We start from the raw sequence: 16,464 nt of genomic DNA, 5'->3' as shown, positions 1-16,464 counted from the left end.
CAATACTTATCGCCAAAGTGGACTGCGGGAATAGGCCATTAGCGCGGCAGCGGGTTGCCGTTGATGGCGCGCACAATAGCGCGTGCCATGCCTTCTTCCTGGTTTTCTCCGTCGCTGGTGCTGAAGAAGGCCACGACCGTGTCGGTCTCTGGTGAAACGTAAATTCCCTGGCCACCAACTCCGGCCTTGAACAGATCGCCGTCAGAAAAGACCGCATCCCACTGGTAGCGATTGGAGATTGCACCCGCATCGTCCCAGAACGTGATGCTGTTCTTCTTGCCGATCCAGCCCTTGTCATACATGTCGAGATATGTCCGGTCGTAGATCTTGGCCATGACAGCGTCCGGGATCAACTGTTCGCCCGCCAGCTTCTTGCAGCTTGGCGTGAAGGCCATGCCGAATTTTGCCAAATCGCGAAGCGTGGAGTTCATGCTTAGGAAACCGAGCGTGTTGCCCGACGGACTAACCGCGTAGAACGCATCGTGTTCCATGCCGAGCTTGTTCCAGATCCGCTCTGAGAATTGTGCGTAGAGCGGCTTGTTTTCGATCCGTTCGTTGATCCGGTTCATGACGAATGTGTCAATGGAATTGTATTCGAATTTCTGGTGTGGTGGCGAATGACGCTCCATCGACCGAAGGACATCGACCCAGGACTCGTTCCGGCCGCGCACGTCCGGCGCCATGCCAACACCGCTCGTTGCTGCCCAGCGGAACCAGATCTGATCGGGGTCCGTCCGCGAATTTGGTTCTGGCTCATCATGCTCTGTGCCATTCAGGCCAGTGGCCATATCCAACGCCTCGACGACCTTTACCGTGTCCCAGATGGATCCCTGCAATTCGGTAAGGTAACTGCTTACGGGCGCATCCACATCGACTTTTCCGTCCTGTTCATGCATCGCCATAATCGTCGACCCGGTGACCTTGGTCACGGACATCCACAGGTGCTTTTCATGGGGGTGCATGGTGCGGTAACGCTCATAGACGATCTCACCGCCTTTCAAGACCATCATTGCGTCGATTGGTTTGCTCGCGAAGTGCTGGTCCACACTGACCCAATCGCCATGCTTGTTCCGATACTCGATATTGCCGATCGATGGATCCATGGCGTAGGGCAGGTTGACTACCGGGCCGCCACGCATCACCTGCGCAGTCGGATAAAACTTGGAGAAATTGACATAGGCATACTGCGTTTCCGGTGACGGAAACTGGATTTTCACCTTGTTCTCGGGCGCATTCAGATAGGCGTTTATTTCAAGCACACGGTCAAGCGGCACATTGGTGCTGATGTCCTCTGGCTTGGCGAGAATGGGACCATTTGAAGAATTGCTCATTGTTACCTCACATTACTCAGCGCATTTTTGAAAAACGACAGGGACTCCCAAGTTGGCGGTTTGCAGCCTCGCCACCGTGCAACTACGGCACGATAGCAAGGATGATGAGACCCACAACGATGAAAGTCAGACTGGAAACGGCCCCTGGCAAACCGAAAGCCACCGCGGGAGCGGAGCTTTTGGCATCTTTGCACACCTCGGCGATAGCGACCCCTGTCATCGCGCCTGTGGTCGCGCCCGCATTCTCTGCAACATTCATACGCAGGATAAAGTGCCCGAAAAGGAACGTTGAAATCGTGCAGAAGGTCGTGACGATAATACCCGCCAGCACAAGGCTGAAGCCGAACGCCTGAAAGGTCGCGATAAGCGATCCTCCCGCACCGATTGCAACGGCTGCAATGAAAACCGAGAGGCCGAGGTCCGAAAGTGCGTTTGCTGCCGGTGCGGAGACAGATCCGACAGCCGGACTGCGGGTTCGCAACCATCCCAAAAACGCCCCGCCGAACATGGCGCCCATCGCTGACCCACCAAGCGGAGGAATGGCGACACCTGCGACGGTAACAGTAATCGTGCCGAGCGCTGCAAAGGCGGCAAGGAAGAATGACATGTTCATCAGATCCGTCGTCATCTGATTTTCGACCTTGTAGCCGGCCTCCTGAGCAAAAGCCTCTACGCGACGGGCGGAACCGGAAACGAACAGCACATCACCGGCGAAGAGTTCCAGGTCTTCGTCATCAATAGGCATTTCGTCCCCAAGGCGGACGATTCGGTCGACACTGATTCCGAAGCCGTGTTGCTGGAGCAGTTCAGACAGTTTTTTGCCGACATGGTCAGCGTTTGTCACGACCACTTCCGCAGAGTTCATCGGGATTGCCAGAGCGTCATCATCTGAGACCTCTTCACCCAAGGTTTCATTTCCCAGCTTGAGGAGGTGGCTTGGCGCAAGGAAGGTCAGGATATCTCCTTCTTCGAGTTTCATATCGTCGGTGATGTCGAGACGTTTTCCATTGCGCAGCACCTGCTCGAGAGATGGCAGGGCACCTTCTTCGCGGCGCGCTATGACGTTGGTGAGAAGCTCACCTGCTGGACGGCCGACATATTTGGGCAGCGTCAGGCGCCATGCACGCACGGAAGGTGCGATACGTTTCTTAGGCGCAGCCTTGCCCCCCTCCAGCTTAGCGGCTTCTTCGGCAATGTCTTTGCCAACCAGCATCGGACAGATCTTGATCAGGACGATCAGCCCGAATGTTCCATAAAGGTAGGTTATGGCGTAGGCGCTCGCGAGAATATTGCCCGCTTCGGCGGCTCCCATGCCTTCCGGGAGGGCAACAGAGCCCGCGAGCACAGAACCCTGTGCCGCAGCAAGGACTGCGGATGTGGTCACGGCACCGGCCGTGAGGCCGCCCGCCACCACGTTGTTGAACCCAAACAACACGGATACGAAGTAGACCGACAAACCCGCCGCAACGGCCACGAAAAGGCACATGAGCAGGTATTGGATCGCGGCGGGGCTTGTGAAAACGCGAACAAGCGCAGGGCCCACCATCGTGCCGAGCACGAACAGATAGATCGTGAAAGTAAGGCCCTGAACGATCCCCGGAATTTCGAAGTTTGCCAACCCGAGAATGAGACCGACAATCAGGATGCCGGTCGTGGGGCCAAGCCCGATGCCGAACACCGACAGTTTCCCAACAAGATAGCCGAGGCCGATGACCAGAAACAGTAAGATCACCACGTTGGTTTGCAGGTAGGATATGGCAGCTTCCATCGGGGTCTCCTAAAAGAACTTTACTGCGGCCATTGGAGTGCGTTCTACCAAGGACCTCTGCGATTCTTGCGCCGTCCTAGTTGCTCCACACTGAAAACGGCGCTCGTGTTCCCATTGATTGGGAGGTCATCATCAGTGAGTGGGCCGGAAGATTGGATCGCAGTTGTCCGCTGATTTGATTTGCAAACTCGTACTTCAATTCATCCTCCGGCCTGCCGGGCACATGCCGTCTAGCCGCCTGCCAGCACCTTGGCGGCCGCGCGCAGGTAGCCAGGGTTGAGGTCCGGAGCGAGGTTCACGGGTGAGGTAGAGAAAAACACGCCGACCACATCGCGTGCCGGGTCACTGTAAATCCCCTGGTAAAGGTTGCCGTGCTTGAAAAGCGCGCCGTCTTCCCACACCGCGTCCCACTGGTGTGAATTGAAGATCGGCATGTCCTTCCCGAAGCACATCTTCACCCAGGAATGGTCGGTGAAATCACCGGCAAGGTATGCTTCCTTGCTGCTTGCCGTCTGCATCTTGCGCAGAACGTCCGGAGAAACGATGGGCTCTGCCGCCACCTTTTGCCAACTTGGTGTGAAAATCAGCGCGTAACGGGCAAGATCCTCAAGCGTGGAATGCTGTGCTCCGTAGCCGATTGCAAGCCCTGCCGGCGATAGACTCATCACCAAGGGCGCACGAGCGCCAATCTTTGACCAGATGCGCTCCTCTGCAACTGCTGTGTAGGTCTTTTGCGTTACGGTCTCGACAACTTCGCAGAGAACTTTTGTAATCACCGAGCTGTAGCGGGCGAACTTGCCCGGCTCTTCGCCCGGCAGCCGCACCGCACCGCGCAGCACCTCGTTTTCGTCCTCCTGCACCCCGTCCGCATTCGGAATACCGAAATCGGCCGCAAGCATGCGCTGGAACACCGACCGCGGGTCCATCGTATTCTTGGCGTCCTCCGTGATATCGAGGCCGGACGCCATGTTAATGGCGTGGATCAGCGGCACTGTATCCCACTCCGACCCCCTCAGAGCCGGCGCATAGTCAGTGATCGGTTTCGACGTGTCGAGTTTGCCCTCAAGCTCCAGCATCGTCAGGAGCGTTCCGACCATGGACTTCGCGACGGATGCCCAAATATGGACCTGCTCGGGCCGCATGCCGGGAAATGCTTCGAAGACAACGTCGCCTTTGTGCAGGATCATCATGCCCTGGACGCGAGAGTTGAAGTCGACAAGATGCGCATCCAGAGGCGCGGATTCAGTGCCGTCGCCAAGCGTATATGTCAGTGCACCCAGCGACGGATCGGGGCGGCGTGTCAATTCGCTGACCGGACCGTGCGGATTGGCCATTGCCGCCGGTACGAATTCGGTGAAATTCGTCGTGTAGTAGAGCGCGTGATCGCCGCCCAGCTGCATGTGTGTGTTGCTGAAGTTCTTGCGAGCAGCAGCAATGAATTCCTGATCAAAACCTTCGCGTACCTTGGAAACAGGCAGAGTAACCTTTGCTCCGGGAACACTCATTGGATCGTTATTCGGCATTTGAAATTCTCCCTGATCGGTTTGTATTCCGGCGGCTGTTTTGGGTTGGTCAATGGTTGCGTCAAAACAATCCCGAGGTCGCGATGGGACGCAGGTAGTGTTTGATCGTGTCGTCGCCGCCATTGACGGAGAAGTTGACAATCACCAGATCGCGCGAAGGCGAGACGTAGAGCGACTGCTGCTGAAAACCGGACTTGAAAAGGTCCCCATCCGGCCAGACCGCATCCCACTGACGCGCATTGGAGATCATCGTTTCATCTGCAAGGTGCGCGGCAGTCTCGGGCCCGTAACCCTTCATGTAGAAGTCATGGCTGCGGGTGCCCTGTTGGATCCGCTTGAGGATTTCGTCTGTAACGACCTGCTCGTTGGCAACCTTGCTCCAGCTTGGGGTGTAGAGCATGCCGAACCGTCCCATATCAGACAGCCGTGTGCTGAGCATCCCGTGTCCGACCGCGAGACCGGTTGGTGTGGTGTGCACCAACAGCGCGCTTTCGAAACCGACTTTCGACCAGACGCGCTTGTCTACGGTTTCGGCCCATGGCTCACCCGTGATGGCTTCACAGATCATCACCAGCACTTGCGTTGCGACCGAAGAGTAGTCGAACTGCACTCCGGGTTCGAGCACCTTCTTGGCGTCCCGCAACACCGCGTCAAAGTCCTCAACTTCCCCCTTGTATGGAAGACCGAACTCCGCTGATAGCATGCGTTGCACGACCGAGCCGGGCTTGTAGGAAATCCCGTCCTGCATCTCCTGAATATCAAGGCCCGTGCACATGTCCATGACATCAATCACCTTGATGTCTTCCCAGGCAGAACCGCGATAGACCTCGAGATAGTGGCCGACGGTTTTTTCGTCATCGATCTTGCCCTCACTGATCAAAAGATCGATCAGCAGACCCGGGATGACTTTCGCCGTCGACATCCAGACGTGAAAATCAGCTGGGTGCATGGCTGCAAAGTTCTCGTAGGCAATCTGGCCTTTGTGGATCACCATGAACGCCTGCGCGCGGCCAGCAGGGTGCGCCATGAACTCATCCAGCGTCAGTGTGCCCAGACTGTTTGTTTCAACAGTGATCTTGCCGATCTCGGGATTGATTGCCTTGGGCAGCTCCGCTGGGGGCAGACGGTTCGGAACCGTGGCGGTTGACGGAAACGCCTCGGAAGGTCTGTTGTTTACCCAAACGGACGCGTTGCCACCACCCAGCCACTCCGCCAGATCGCGGTTGTTCTTGAAGTGCCGCTGATCTTCCAGTGTGAAGCCCTCTTTATAGGCCGTAACCGGTTTGGGGGCAGATTGGTCTGTCATTCGCGTTTCCGCCTCTGGGTTGGGGTGGTTCCGAGAAAAGGAGAGTTACTTGCAGGGGGGGAGGCCCTACAAGTCGGCTGGATTGAGCACTGCGCCACCACGCAGCCAGGCAAGTTCCCTGGACGGATTGAACCGGTCCGAAACTTCGCCTGTCGCCCGGATGTCTTTTTTCAGATCGAACATCACGACCGGCGCGCCGGCCTCCAGGTTGAGCTTGTGCAGGTCTATCCAGGCGACCGTCGGATTTTGTGTGAACTCGAAATAATAGCGCCCGTTTGTCAGATCGCTGATCGTGCGCCACCGGGTGGGCGAAACGTTGGGTCGGGACGGGTCGCTGATGCCCCAGGGCGTCGACATGTTGCGAATGACCGCAAGGATATTCGCAACAGCCTCGTGGTAATCGGCAGGTTCGTCGGGCAGGGCGCTCAGGTAGTATGCCCCGCGCACGAAACGCTCGTCCGCCTGAGAACCGCCGGGCAATGGCTTGTCGCCGCCAAGGCCGACATATTGCTTCATGTTTTCAAGCTGCTGCTCATAGGGGGGCGAGTTGGTCATGATCGTGACCTTAGGCCCCTTGTGAATGCTGAAGTCGCCATCCAGCACCTCGATGACAGCCGAATTGCCTGTCTTGTCCGCAATGGAATAGTGGAAGGGAGACTGCACCTTGTCGGTGAAGTGCATCATGTAGATCGGTACGATCTGAACGGTCTCAAGCGCGGCCAGAACCTCGCCCACGGTCGCAAAGTTGTCGAGCACCCACTGGGCGAAGATCGAAACCGACAAACCGCCCTTGGAGGTGTCGCGGGGACCGAAATCGGATTCGGCGAGGTAGAGCAGGTTACAATTCAGCCCGGCCTCATTCATCCCGTCGGTGATGGCCGCGCCGTAGCACGCGCCGACAATGCTGCCGTATTTCGAAGTCCACGTCGCCGGGTTGTCGTCGACTGCACCGTCCCGCTTCATGCCTCTCGGGAACGCATAAACCTTGGTCTGGAGACTTTCGAACCAGTCTTCATTGCGGCCAACCAGCATGGGTTGGCCGGTCTTGTTCCAGAACACTCTCGAGCACATTCATTTACCCTCCGAAAAACAGCCTTGATTCAAAATAGAGAAGCCAGGCGACAGGTTGATTGCATAAGCCTGGGTCACTTGCTCTGTTTCAATTCCGAGCGAATAGTGACATCAAGACCGGGGCGAAGCAGCAAATCCGGGTTGGGGAATTCTGCCCAGACCGTTAGTTTCTGGCTCTCTTCATCGAACGCATAGCCGCCGGACACGAACTTGCCCTCGTGGGGAAAGGTCTCGCCATCTGGCAGCACCAACGTGAGCGTCAGCCCCTCGATCGTGGCCTGATCCGTCCCGAAAATTTTGCGCCGCTCTGCGTAAACGTCATATGGAACCTCGCCAATCACACGGATCGGGTCGATCTGGGTGACGGTCGCCATCCTGATGATTTCTCTGCCTTCCTTGCCTTGCCACCCGTTCTCCTGAACAAAAGGCTCGCTCATGATCCCGGAAAAGGGAGCCTTCTGGAGCAGGTGGCTGAGCATGATCGCTTGAAGTTCGAGATCAATTTCGAGTTCCTTCACCGTTGCCGTGGCGATGTCACGTCTCGCTTCCGCCTCGAGCACCTCGACCTCGGACGTCACGTCTCGTTCTCTGAGCTGCGATGCTCTCTGCAATTCCGCCTCTGCCAGGTGCAGTTCCGCCACTGCCCTTGCGAGGCGGGCTTTGCCCTGTTGAATGCCGAGTTCCGTTGGAATCTGATTGAATTCGAAAAGAACGTCGCCCTTCTCGACATATTGTCCCGGCACGAAATGGATCTTGTTCAACCAGCCGCTCACAAGCGGTGTAATTTCCGCTTCGCGCGATGGCACAACGGTGCCGGGATATTCGAACACCTGTCCTGTTTCATTGGTCTTGTCCTGAGCGGCTGTTGGGACCGTCAGGTGCAAAAGTGCAGCGAGAACAATGAAAATGCGCCAAACCATATCGATCCTCCAAGTTGCGCGGACATCTGCGGACTTGCGGGACATCAGTGCCTGGACAGCCGATGTGCTTTGAACCTGGTTTGGAAGACCGTCGCCGCGCAAACCGATCTGTCTAAGCATACAACACCGCTTTTGTGCTGGAACGATATGTCGACATCCGGCTATCACCTAATTCTTGATCAAAGCGTTGTAGATGAAGTTCTGGACGACAGGCGTGACTTGAAGCGTCACGGCAAACTCCTCGCCGAACGTGTCGTCCTTCTCGAGGTAGTAGTCACCCTTCAGGACAAATTGCACCGGCATCTTGCCAACATTGACGACTTTGCGAACGCCAAGATTGACCGGGACCGTCCACTGATTGTCCATCCAGTCATATTCAAACACCGGGTTGGTGAAGACCGTCCATGCATTTGGAAGATAGAGTCCGGCATTGAACTCGAAATTGCTGACCGCATAAGCCTCGTCTTCCCAACCGGCGACGTTCCACTGGTGCTGCGGAAACGCCACCGCGTAACCTGTCTTGTTGATGTAACCGAGAACGGCTTCCGGTCCGAGGCGCAGTTGACCACCTGTCAATCGGCTGTCTGTGCCGGTGGGCAAGGTCCCCTGAATGCCGGCAACCGCAATCACGCCATTGTCAAAGGACTTGCCGATCGCGGCGTCAAACCCGATATCGCCAATGCCGCCGATCGCATCGAAGCGGTTGCTGCCCGCGTTGAAGGACGGCTGCCGCCAGATGATCGGCACACCCGGACGGAGGAAAAAGTTGGTCGTGCCGTCTGCGGAGATCGGAAACGGGAAAATCGGCTGAAAGACAGTCGAGAGTGCCCATTCGTCATCTGCTCCCGGAAGATCACCTTCGAAAGCGGTGAAGCGCGTTTCGAATTGCAGTTTTGCAAGAGGGGAGTTCGGGTTGGAGAGTTCGCGGCTTAGATCGTCAGCTGATTTTTCGTGTGGGGCTGTATGCGACTGGGTGAGTTCGGCAGGTGTATCGATCTGCTCTTCATTGTTTTTCTTGTTAAATGCGGACAGTGTTCCATCATATTGGGCAATGGGGTTTGATGGCGAAGCCTCAACTGTCTGTGCAATCACGGTTGGCACCGCCTGAAGTGTCAACAGCGCCGCACATGCAAGCATCGCCGCCTTGCGCGCCAGAGATCCGGGCCAAACGGTTGACCGGCCAGGCAGCCAAACAGAGGTCGGAAGATTGAAAACTACTTTAGCAGACAACGAGCGCATAAAGGCCTCCATCTGTACCCTTGAAATTGCAGCATTTTTTGTGGTGCTGCATGGCTACTGATCGGTTTGAAAAGGAGTAAATTCGAGATGCCGTTTGTTGTCCATTGCAGTGCAGAAGAAAACGATGTCCGATTCTTCCGCGAGCGCGGTCAACGCGTTCAATGTCTCAAACGACATGTGTGACAAAGGCTTGTCATGTTTCTTCCGTTGAATAGGAAACAGGTTGATAAGCCGGCATAGCGAGTTTTCTTCAAGTCGTTGGGCGCCAAGCGGCGGGGTGTTTTGGTGTTTTTGAGAAAGGGAGTGGCGATACGTTCATATGACGGAGCCCATAAGCGGTAGTACCCAAAGCGAAGCCGAGTTCACGAGAGCCTCCCGCTCGGTCAACAGTTACGCTCAACACGTTGCTGGAGCTGCTGTGGCAGAATCCGGAATGGTGCAGCTTGGCAAGGGGGCTGTGAGCCGTAAATCGCTGAGAGCTATGTCGCAAGACGCGGCGATCCTGCGCATGGAATATGATAGGGAAACAACAACCCACCTTGTTCCTGGTCAAGGATGGGTCGCCTTTACCTACCCGCTGTCCTGGAGCGGCGACTACACCTTGAACGGCCGGCACGCTTCGCCAGGCGACATCGCGCTTTTCACGCCTCGGCTAGGCTATGTTTCTCAGGGAAAAGACGTCATTAGCTGCGGTGCAGGGTTTAAGACAGATCGTTTGATCAATGAGATAAGCGCGCTCTCCGGGCAGGATACGGATGAAAGCCAGCTCACCGATGACTTCCTGGACCTCAAATCAGCTTCAGGCATTGACGTCCAGCGGCGGATCAACCGTGTTCTTTCCTTTTGCCTGGATCAAGAGTTGCGCGGCGATCACTATGGCATGCCTGAGGTCGCCGAAAATGCGCTCTATGAGATCGCGGCCCAAGCCGTGCTGGCGCAAAGTGTCTTTTCACCTGAATCGGGGCATAAGAGGCGAAGCGATCTGGCCATCGTCCGCCGCGCAGTTGAGATCGCCAACGATATAGAAACACCTGTGACGCTGTCGGATCTCTGCCGCGCGGCAGGGGTTGGCCACACGCGTTTGTCGGAAAGTTTTGCGTCGATACACGGCGTCTCTCCGATCCAGTACATCAAGCGGATGCGTCTGGAGAAGGCAAAGGACCGGTTGCTGGATCCGTACAATCCGCCGAATTCCATCAAGGACGTCAGTCTGCAATTCGGTTTCATGAATGGGGGACGGTTTTCAGGGGACTATAGATCGCTGTTCGGAGAAGCCCCGCATGAGACTTTGAAGCGGTCGCAGCGTATTCTGCGTTCAGACAACTGAGGTTGTTTGCTTTGCAACTGTCTCTTCTTGCCAAATATGCCTTTCTGAGCGGGGCGGCGATATCAGCTGGTAAATTGGCAAATTTCTTGGAACGCAGCGTTTCTCTAAGGAGCCGAGCCGCTTTGGCAAGGAAAACTTCACCAAAGTGTACAGCGCTACCTTTCGCTGCATGATTGACATTGAGCTCAAATTCATGGCGCAGTTCTCCAATTGCCGTTGAACCATCGAGAAAAGCAATGCATGGTCAATACGTTATGTAGTCCGGCGTTTGTCAATCCTAGCAGAATTTAGGTCAGTTGTCGCTTCTATAACGCGCCTGGCTTTTTGAGGCGCAATTCAGGAAAGCAAAGATTATTGATCTCCTCTTTTGAACAAACACTGATTGCCCTTCAGGTCGTCATCATCATGCTTGGAATGGGGGCGGCATTGACGCCGAAAGACTTCTTGTCTGCCCTGCGCCGGCCGACTGCACTCGGGATCGGTGTTTTCTCCCAATATGCCTTCATGCCATTGACGGGGTTTTTGCTGACGATTGCCCTTTCCCTGCCGGCCTCAGCCGCTGTGGGCATACTGATCATGTCCTGCATGCCCGGTGGCACAACATCCAATATGTTCACCTATTTTTCGCGTGGCGATGTTGCGCTCTCAATCCTGATGACTGTCACGTCGACGGTGTTGGGGATCCTGCTGATCCCAATACTGCTCATTCTTTACGCGTCAGCGCTTCAGATCGAAATCCCGACTGACAACATCGTCACAACGCTGCTTGTGATCCTGATACCGGTTGGCGTTGGCATGGGAATACGTGCCGTCAGCCAGAAAGCAGGTGCCGTAACCGAACGTGTTGGCTCTTGGGTGGCAATCCTTTTCATTCTGTTCATCATCGTGTCCTGGGTCCCGAGAAACTGGGAGTTTTTGACCTCGACCGCACCTAACATTCATCTTGCTGCGATGATGCTGGGCATCATTGGGATGGCGGTTGGCTATGGTCTTGCAAAAACACTGCGTCACCCGGAGCGCATCGCCAGAACGGTGTCCCTGGAAACAGGCATTCAAAATGGACCGCTGGCATTTGCAATCATCGCCCTAAGTTTTTCAGGAACAGAGCAACAGTCCATTCTCGGGGTAGCCGCGCTTTATTCGTTCTACATAATGATCATGGCGACGCTGGTTACGCTCGGGTTTCGCCGGTTGGCAGCGTAAGCGGGCTTCGACGTTGAACTTGGCTGTTCGAGAGGGCTAAACCATATCGGTCCAAGTCTATAGGGTAAGGCGAATTGGGAGCCTTCATTTCAGAAACCCTAATCTTGCGCAGATGCAAGGTTCGAAACTGAGGCTTCAAAGCGCACAATTCGGGAGATTTATATGGGACGTGAAACAACCCTCTTTAGAAGTAAAGAAAGCAAGTCCCGGGCTGACGCCGTTGGATTTCTGCGTGGCATCGCTGACCGCATTGAGGCAGGCACTCTGACACTGCGCCAGGGAGCTGAGGAAATTTCGCTGGAGTTTCCCGACCAAATTGTTCTGGAGCTCAAGGTCGAAGATGAGGAAAGCGCAAGCAAAGGCACTGAGCACAGCTTGGAAATCGAATTGAAATGGTACGACAAAGCTGCGCAGTCCGGGCCGGTTGAACTTGGCTAAGACTTGTTGCGCGCCGATGTATCTGGGCACACGCTTAGCAAAGAAATTCTGGCGGACTGCCGGTGCGCCTGGTGTCTTCGCCATCAACGCTTTCGTGCGACAAGATTTGATGCATTGGCCTCAAGCAGATCCATCACCGCCACCGGTTTTTTTAGGTGCGAGATGAAGTGACGTCAGGATCATTTTGCGCGACGACTTGTTGCATATCCAGCGTGAGAATTGACCCCAATGAACCATCTCTGGAAACGATTTCCACATTTCAGGGGACAATAACGAAGAGAACGCCGTTCACTCATGTAACGCCCGTTCAATGAATTGAATCGAAAACCTCGAGAACGGCGTTTCCCGCTGAAACGCTCATTTGGCTGTCTGAATCGCAAGTCTCGGCGCTTGAATCGAAAAAGCGTAACTTGAATGACTTCGATCCAGGTCGTGGGCAACCTAGGCTGTATCGCGTCGCCTTTTTGGTAATCCGTTTTAGGCGTTGCCTGAGTTGTCCCGACCTTCACGCAATCCAATTCCCCTTGCGCCAGCCATCAGGAAGGTGATCCCGGCGTCTTCAAGAGCTTTTTGAATGTCACGCAGTGTCCGGTCGAAAGGTACGGACTTTTCTTGCTCAAATGCAGCTATGGTCCGGCGAGCGCATTTGGCGTTTTCAGCCAAGTCATCCTGAGACCATCCCAGCCAGGCCCGGGCCGCTCGGCACTGCTTCGGGTTTATCATCGGTTAACCATAATTCGATTCAATTCTGTTCACTCTGATCATTTTGTGCAATTTAAGGGCGTCCCATCAACCCGAAAGGAAGCCTATGCACAAGCAATTCCCAAATCCCACCACCAATCCAGACGTCAAGAGTGCTTATGCACCTGATTTCGCGGATCTCCCCGTTGAAATCCGCGATGCGGTCGATGCCGCGTTGCAGGAATGCTTCGACAAGACCTATTGCCCGGACGAGCTGTTGGGCAACAAATTGACCCAGGTGAGGGGACCACTGGACAGCCTGCCCAAGCGCCACGGCCTGTTGCTCGAAAAGGCCATTGCTCACGCCTTCGCCGAAGCAGGTGACAGGTATGAGGTGCAGACCCAGGTCGCGTTGACCGTTTCCAAGGAAGCGATGTCATTGGTCGAATGCAATCAGCTCGACAAACTTGACGATCTGAACCTGCCAATCGACGGGGCTCACGGAAAGAGCGTGGTCATCGACATCGTGGTCTTCGATCATCAAACCTGCGACCTGCATGTCGTCTCTGTGAAACGTGGAAGTGGCGCCCAGGGAGGGCGAAAGGCTCGAGACGCGCGAGACGATCTGACCGCGGCCGGCTTGATGTTGAAAAACATTATGCTTCGAAAGGGGCTTCCAGTGCTGTCCGTGAAAAAAGTTCTCGTCGACTGGTACGGCCGGTCCGGGATCGTTGCCCGGAAGAAAGTCTCGCGCGAAACGGTTGACGAGTATTTCGGACTTCCAATCGCCAGTCGGGTTGAAGCGATGTCCGCGTACCTGGGGTCCAGTATCGCTGCCCGCATGGCACCGCGCCTGCTGGCGGCAATTGGCAACACCTGCGCACCGTTGGAAACCGATAGGCAGGTGGAGAAAATTACCACTTGTCCGGAAGAACGTGCTGAGACGTCCACTGAGGTCGCTAGCGCACGGCCGTCGCTTGCCGAGTGCCTGTCTGTTCTTCCGCTTCGGCGCCAAGGCCGTCAGATGCGTAGCGTCGGAGCCTAGACCTGTCACGTTGCGTCCAACTGGGCACGACAAAGGCGATTCACGCGAGAACGTCGTGACGCAATAACGACCTGACGCCGGACGAAACCGGAAGGGTCAACACCCGCTCAACACCATACATTTTGGCCCGCCTGAAGATCCTTCGGCGGGAACAGGAGAGTATTGTCCATGTTCCTCGAAAACCTCAAAGATCCAAGGGCACCGGAACTGCTGTCGAAAGACATCGAAAAGCTGCAAGGGCTGCTTGATGATCTTAAGTCACTGCGGGCGGGTAGATATCCTTCGCGCGAAGCCCTGTCCAACGCACCGTTCCTGGATGATTACCGCGTATTCATCCGCGGGATCGCTGCTCTATCGGGAAATGTAACGGGGCACCCAACCATCAGGGGAAATGACACGCCGATGGTGAGTTCGCCGCTCTTCGTCGTTCTGAACGACATTGGCGCCGGGCGGACCTTGTCGCGCTGGTATCGCCTTGGCGAGCACGCTTCCCGTTGAATCAGAAACCATTTGTTGCCGCTTCTCAAGAAAGTGTCTGTATGTCCGACGTCCTACGCCATTACTTCCAGCAAAAGAAACCAGGGTTTCATGCGTTCCTTACGCATTGCACCGTCCGCCGTGCACTGCGCTCGGTGCCGGAGATGAAGCTGTGGCACCCTCCAGTGGTTGGTATCGTCGCCGGTGAAAAACCGCCGTTCGATGAAATCCAGGATGCACTGACTATTCTGCGCCTGCCGGATTTGGGGGTATTGAGAAACCGGCAATCGGACCCGTTACCGGTATTTCTTGAGTGCAAACCGGCCGGCTTTAGAAAGCCCAGGGAGCGTGAAAAGACTGAACAGGAGTTCCTATTTGCCTTAAAGGGTAAGAAGGACATCTTTGCGGTTGTGGAAGACGAAGAAGACCTGCCGAGTCTTTTTAGGAAAATTGCGGACGCGGTCATTCACCTGGAAAAGCCGACAGCGCGGCACATCCGAGCTGCTTTTTCTTACTGTGCCGGTGTCAATATCAGCCTGGAGGAGGCCGAGCAACTGACGGAGTTCAGCTGGTTCGACCTGACCATGGTCGGATCTAGGGGCAAGTCCTGGCGCAAGGTCCTGAACGCGATCGCGTGTGATCCGTGTAAAGCCGGCAGCCGTCCGTTCGAGGACGGGCTCTTTCTCGACACTCTCGTGGGTGTTGGTGAGGCAGGGGAGTGGGGCAGGGAGCTTGCAGTGGATCTGAAAGAGTGGCGAACAGGAAAACTGCCCTGGACGGATGTCAATCGCGGTGTGCTTGTTGCGGGGCCTCCCGGAACCGGCAAAACCACCTATGCGAAGGCATTGGCGAAAAGTTGCGGCGTCGAGCTAGTTGCGTCGTCTCTTGCCCAATGGCAATCGGCGGGCCATTTGGGTGATCTCCTGAAGGCCATGCGAGGGACATTCGCTGAGGCTAGAAAAAAGGCGCCCTGTATCTTATTCCTTGACGAGTTCGACTCTGTCGGCGATCGCAGGACCATCCGCGGTGAGAATGCGCTTTATGTCGTTGAGAAGATCAACGGACTGCTTGAATGCCTTGATGGTGTCGAAGACCGGGAAGGCATCGTTGTTGTCGGGGCATGCAATTATCCGGAGCTTGTCGATCCGGCCTTCCTCCGGCCTGGCCGCCTGGAACAGACGATCCGTATTCCGCTGCCCGACAGTCCGGCGCGCGAGCAGATCCTGCGTTGGCATTTGCAGGGCGCGCTGGCGAACGATTGCCTTTCTGATATCGCTGGCCGTCTCGATGGTTATTCGGGAGCGGACATTGAAAAACTCGTGCCCGACGCCCGCCGGGCGGCACGAAAGGAAAGGCGGGACCTTCAACGTGATGACCTCGTCTCCAGACTTCCAATCCGGATTGCCTTTAGCCAGGAGGACCTGAGGCGGATCGCGGTCCATGAGGCCGGACATGCAATCGTTCAGGCCAAAGTCGGAGACGGCGAGATCCTTCGGCTGAAGATCGAACCGGAACTCGCAACGCAAGGAATACAAGGCGAGGTCGGTTATCTGGAAGTCAGAAAGTCGGCGCTGAAGGGCCGGACCCGCCGCGATTATGAGGCCCAGCTGACGGTGCACTTGGCGGGTCTCGCCGCGGAGGAGCTGGTTTTCGGCGAGATCGCCGACGGGGGCGGCGGTAGTTCGAGCTCCGACCTGGCGTCCGCCACTCAGATCGCGACAGAAATGGAAGCAAGCCTTGGTTTCGGCGACAGCCTTGTTCACCTAATCCCGAACGGGTCAAGGCAGGTCCGACAAGTCCTGCTCACCGACCACATTCTACGCCGTCGTGTCGAGGCAACGCTCGACAAGGCCTACGAAGATGCACGCGAGATTCTGGAAGAGATGGAACCAGCACATCAAGCGCTCGTCGACGCCCTGATGCAACGGTACGAGCTGAATGGGCGGGAGGTTCTGGAAATAATTTCCGGCAAGGGGCAGGAGGTTCAGAGAGCCATGTGAGAGCAAAGATCTTCGCAGAGGTTTGGCTTGGGAGAAAAGAAACTACGCACAGTGCTGCCGGTTGCCACGTGGAAGAGTAAGCCCAGGTGCCAATTAGGTTCCATATGGCACGCTATGCGAATCCAGGGTAGGGAC

14 protein-coding genes are annotated in these 16,464 nt (G+C 55.8%); 6 read left to right on the top strand and 8 right to left on the bottom strand.

The annotated features are described in order from the left end of the window. Window positions 1-38 precede the first annotated feature (38 nt). From Q0915_RS27255 to Q0915_RS27225, 7 genes are all read right to left on the bottom strand, one after another. The gene (locus Q0915_RS27255; protein WP_299482213.1) at window positions 39-1,331 is read right to left on the bottom strand and encodes a serine hydrolase domain-containing protein; all 1,293 of its coding nucleotides are present in this window, start codon (window positions 1,329-1,331) and stop codon (window positions 39-41) included. A gap of 82 nt (window positions 1,332-1,413) precedes the next feature. Further along, window positions 1,414-3,099, bottom strand: coding sequence for a TrkA C-terminal domain-containing protein (locus Q0915_RS27250; protein WP_299482216.1), 1,686 nt, complete (start codon window positions 3,097-3,099; stop codon window positions 1,414-1,416). Window positions 3,100-3,329: 230 nt separating this feature from the next. Further along, a complete protein-coding gene (locus Q0915_RS27245; RefSeq protein ID WP_299482219.1) occupies window positions 3,330-4,622 on the bottom strand; it encodes a serine hydrolase domain-containing protein in 1,293 nt (430 codons plus the stop codon). Window positions 4,623-4,683: 61 nt separating this feature from the next. Then, a complete protein-coding gene (locus Q0915_RS27240; RefSeq protein ID WP_299482222.1) occupies window positions 4,684-5,928 on the bottom strand; it encodes a serine hydrolase domain-containing protein in 1,245 nt (414 codons plus the stop codon). 66 nt (window positions 5,929-5,994) lie between these two features. After that, complete coding sequence (locus Q0915_RS27235; RefSeq protein WP_299482225.1) at window positions 5,995-6,999, bottom strand: linear amide C-N hydrolase; 1,005 nt, start codon at window positions 6,997-6,999, stop codon at window positions 5,995-5,997. A gap of 74 nt (window positions 7,000-7,073) precedes the next feature. Then, window positions 7,074-8,039, bottom strand: a complete 966-nt coding sequence (locus Q0915_RS27230) for an efflux RND transporter periplasmic adaptor subunit (protein ID WP_299482228.1) — start codon at window positions 8,037-8,039, stop codon at window positions 7,074-7,076. A gap of 48 nt (window positions 8,040-8,087) precedes the next feature. Next, window positions 8,088-9,158 (bottom strand): hypothetical protein, encoded by a 1,071-nt coding sequence (locus tag Q0915_RS27225; protein ID WP_299482231.1) that lies wholly within the window; start codon window positions 9,156-9,158, stop codon window positions 8,088-8,090. A gap of 319 nt (window positions 9,159-9,477) precedes the next feature. On the opposite strand from Q0915_RS27225, the gene Q0915_RS27220 reads away from it, so the two are divergent. From Q0915_RS27220 to Q0915_RS27210, 3 genes are all read left to right on the top strand, one after another. Further along, window positions 9,478-10,485: a helix-turn-helix domain-containing protein gene (locus Q0915_RS27220; protein WP_299482234.1), complete on the top strand. Its 1,008-nt coding sequence runs from the start codon at window positions 9,478-9,480 to the stop codon at window positions 10,483-10,485. Between the two features lie 354 nt (window positions 10,486-10,839). Then, complete coding sequence (locus Q0915_RS27215) at window positions 10,840-11,688, top strand: bile acid:sodium symporter (RefSeq protein ID WP_299482237.1); 849 nt, start codon at window positions 10,840-10,842, stop codon at window positions 11,686-11,688. 162 nt (window positions 11,689-11,850) lie between these two features. After that, complete coding sequence (locus Q0915_RS27210; RefSeq protein WP_299482240.1) at window positions 11,851-12,126, top strand: amphi-Trp domain-containing protein; 276 nt, start codon at window positions 11,851-11,853, stop codon at window positions 12,124-12,126. 477 nt (window positions 12,127-12,603) lie between these two features. On the opposite strand, the gene Q0915_RS32135 is transcribed toward Q0915_RS27210, so the two are convergent. Continuing rightward, window positions 12,604-12,849, bottom strand: a complete 246-nt coding sequence (locus Q0915_RS32135; protein WP_366525344.1) for a helix-turn-helix transcriptional regulator — start codon at window positions 12,847-12,849, stop codon at window positions 12,604-12,606. A gap of 85 nt (window positions 12,850-12,934) precedes the next feature. Here Q0915_RS32135 and Q0915_RS27205 point away from each other — a divergent pair, with 85 nt between their 5' ends. From Q0915_RS27205 to Q0915_RS27195, 3 genes are all read left to right on the top strand, one after another. Continuing rightward, window positions 12,935-13,852, top strand: a complete 918-nt coding sequence (locus Q0915_RS27205; protein WP_299482243.1) for a hypothetical protein — start codon at window positions 12,935-12,937, stop codon at window positions 13,850-13,852. A 168-nt stretch (window positions 13,853-14,020) separates the two neighbouring features. Continuing rightward, window positions 14,021-14,350, top strand: coding sequence for a DUF6634 family protein (locus Q0915_RS27200; protein ID WP_299482246.1), 330 nt, complete (start codon window positions 14,021-14,023; stop codon window positions 14,348-14,350). A 41-nt stretch (window positions 14,351-14,391) separates the two neighbouring features. Then, window positions 14,392-16,329 carry an AAA family ATPase gene (locus Q0915_RS27195; protein WP_299482249.1) on the top strand — a complete coding sequence of 646 codons (1,938 nt, stop codon included), beginning with the start codon at window positions 14,392-14,394 and terminating at the stop codon, window positions 16,327-16,329. Window positions 16,330-16,464 lie beyond the last annotated feature (135 nt).

It is taken from the genome of uncultured Roseibium sp., from assembly GCF_947494555.1.
Taxonomy (GTDB): Bacteria; Pseudomonadota; Alphaproteobacteria; order Rhizobiales; family Stappiaceae; genus Roseibium.
Note: the sequence above shows the minus strand (reverse complement) of the source record. Positions and strands in the feature narration are given on the sequence as shown.

Excerpts from the sequence above, each read along its gene's own strand:
- Q0915_RS27255 (WP_299482213.1), bottom strand. The coding sequence starts at position 1,331 with ATGAGCAATTCTTCAAATGGTCCCATTCTCGCCAAGCCAGAGGACATC.
- Q0915_RS27250 (WP_299482216.1), bottom strand. The coding sequence starts at position 3,099 with ATGGAAGCTGCCATATCCTACCTGCAAACCAACGTGGTGATCTTACTG.
- Q0915_RS27245 (WP_299482219.1), bottom strand. The coding sequence starts at position 4,622 with ATGCCGAATAACGATCCAATGAGTGTTCCCGGAGCAAAGGTTACTCTG.
- Q0915_RS27240 (WP_299482222.1), bottom strand. The coding sequence starts at position 5,928 with ATGACAGACCAATCTGCCCCCAAACCGGTTACGGCCTATAAAGAGGGC.
- Q0915_RS27235 (WP_299482225.1), bottom strand. The coding sequence starts at position 6,999 with ATGTGCTCGAGAGTGTTCTGGAACAAGACCGGCCAACCCATGCTGGTT.
- Q0915_RS27230 (WP_299482228.1), bottom strand. The coding sequence starts at position 8,039 with ATGCTTAGACAGATCGGTTTGCGCGGCGACGGTCTTCCAAACCAGGTT.
- Q0915_RS27225 (WP_299482231.1), bottom strand. The coding sequence starts at position 9,158 with ATGCGCTCGTTGTCTGCTAAAGTAGTTTTCAATCTTCCGACCTCTGTT.
- Q0915_RS27220 (WP_299482234.1), top strand. The coding sequence starts at position 9,478 with ATGACGGAGCCCATAAGCGGTAGTACCCAAAGCGAAGCCGAGTTCACG.
- Q0915_RS27210 (WP_299482240.1), top strand. The coding sequence starts at position 11,851 with ATGGGACGTGAAACAACCCTCTTTAGAAGTAAAGAAAGCAAGTCCCGG.
- Q0915_RS32135 (WP_366525344.1), bottom strand. The coding sequence starts at position 12,849 with ATGATAAACCCGAAGCAGTGCCGAGCGGCCCGGGCCTGGCTGGGATGG.
- Q0915_RS27205 (WP_299482243.1), top strand. The coding sequence starts at position 12,935 with ATGCACAAGCAATTCCCAAATCCCACCACCAATCCAGACGTCAAGAGT.
- Q0915_RS27200 (WP_299482246.1), top strand. The coding sequence starts at position 14,021 with ATGTTCCTCGAAAACCTCAAAGATCCAAGGGCACCGGAACTGCTGTCG.
- Q0915_RS27195 (WP_299482249.1), top strand. The coding sequence starts at position 14,392 with ATGTCCGACGTCCTACGCCATTACTTCCAGCAAAAGAAACCAGGGTTT.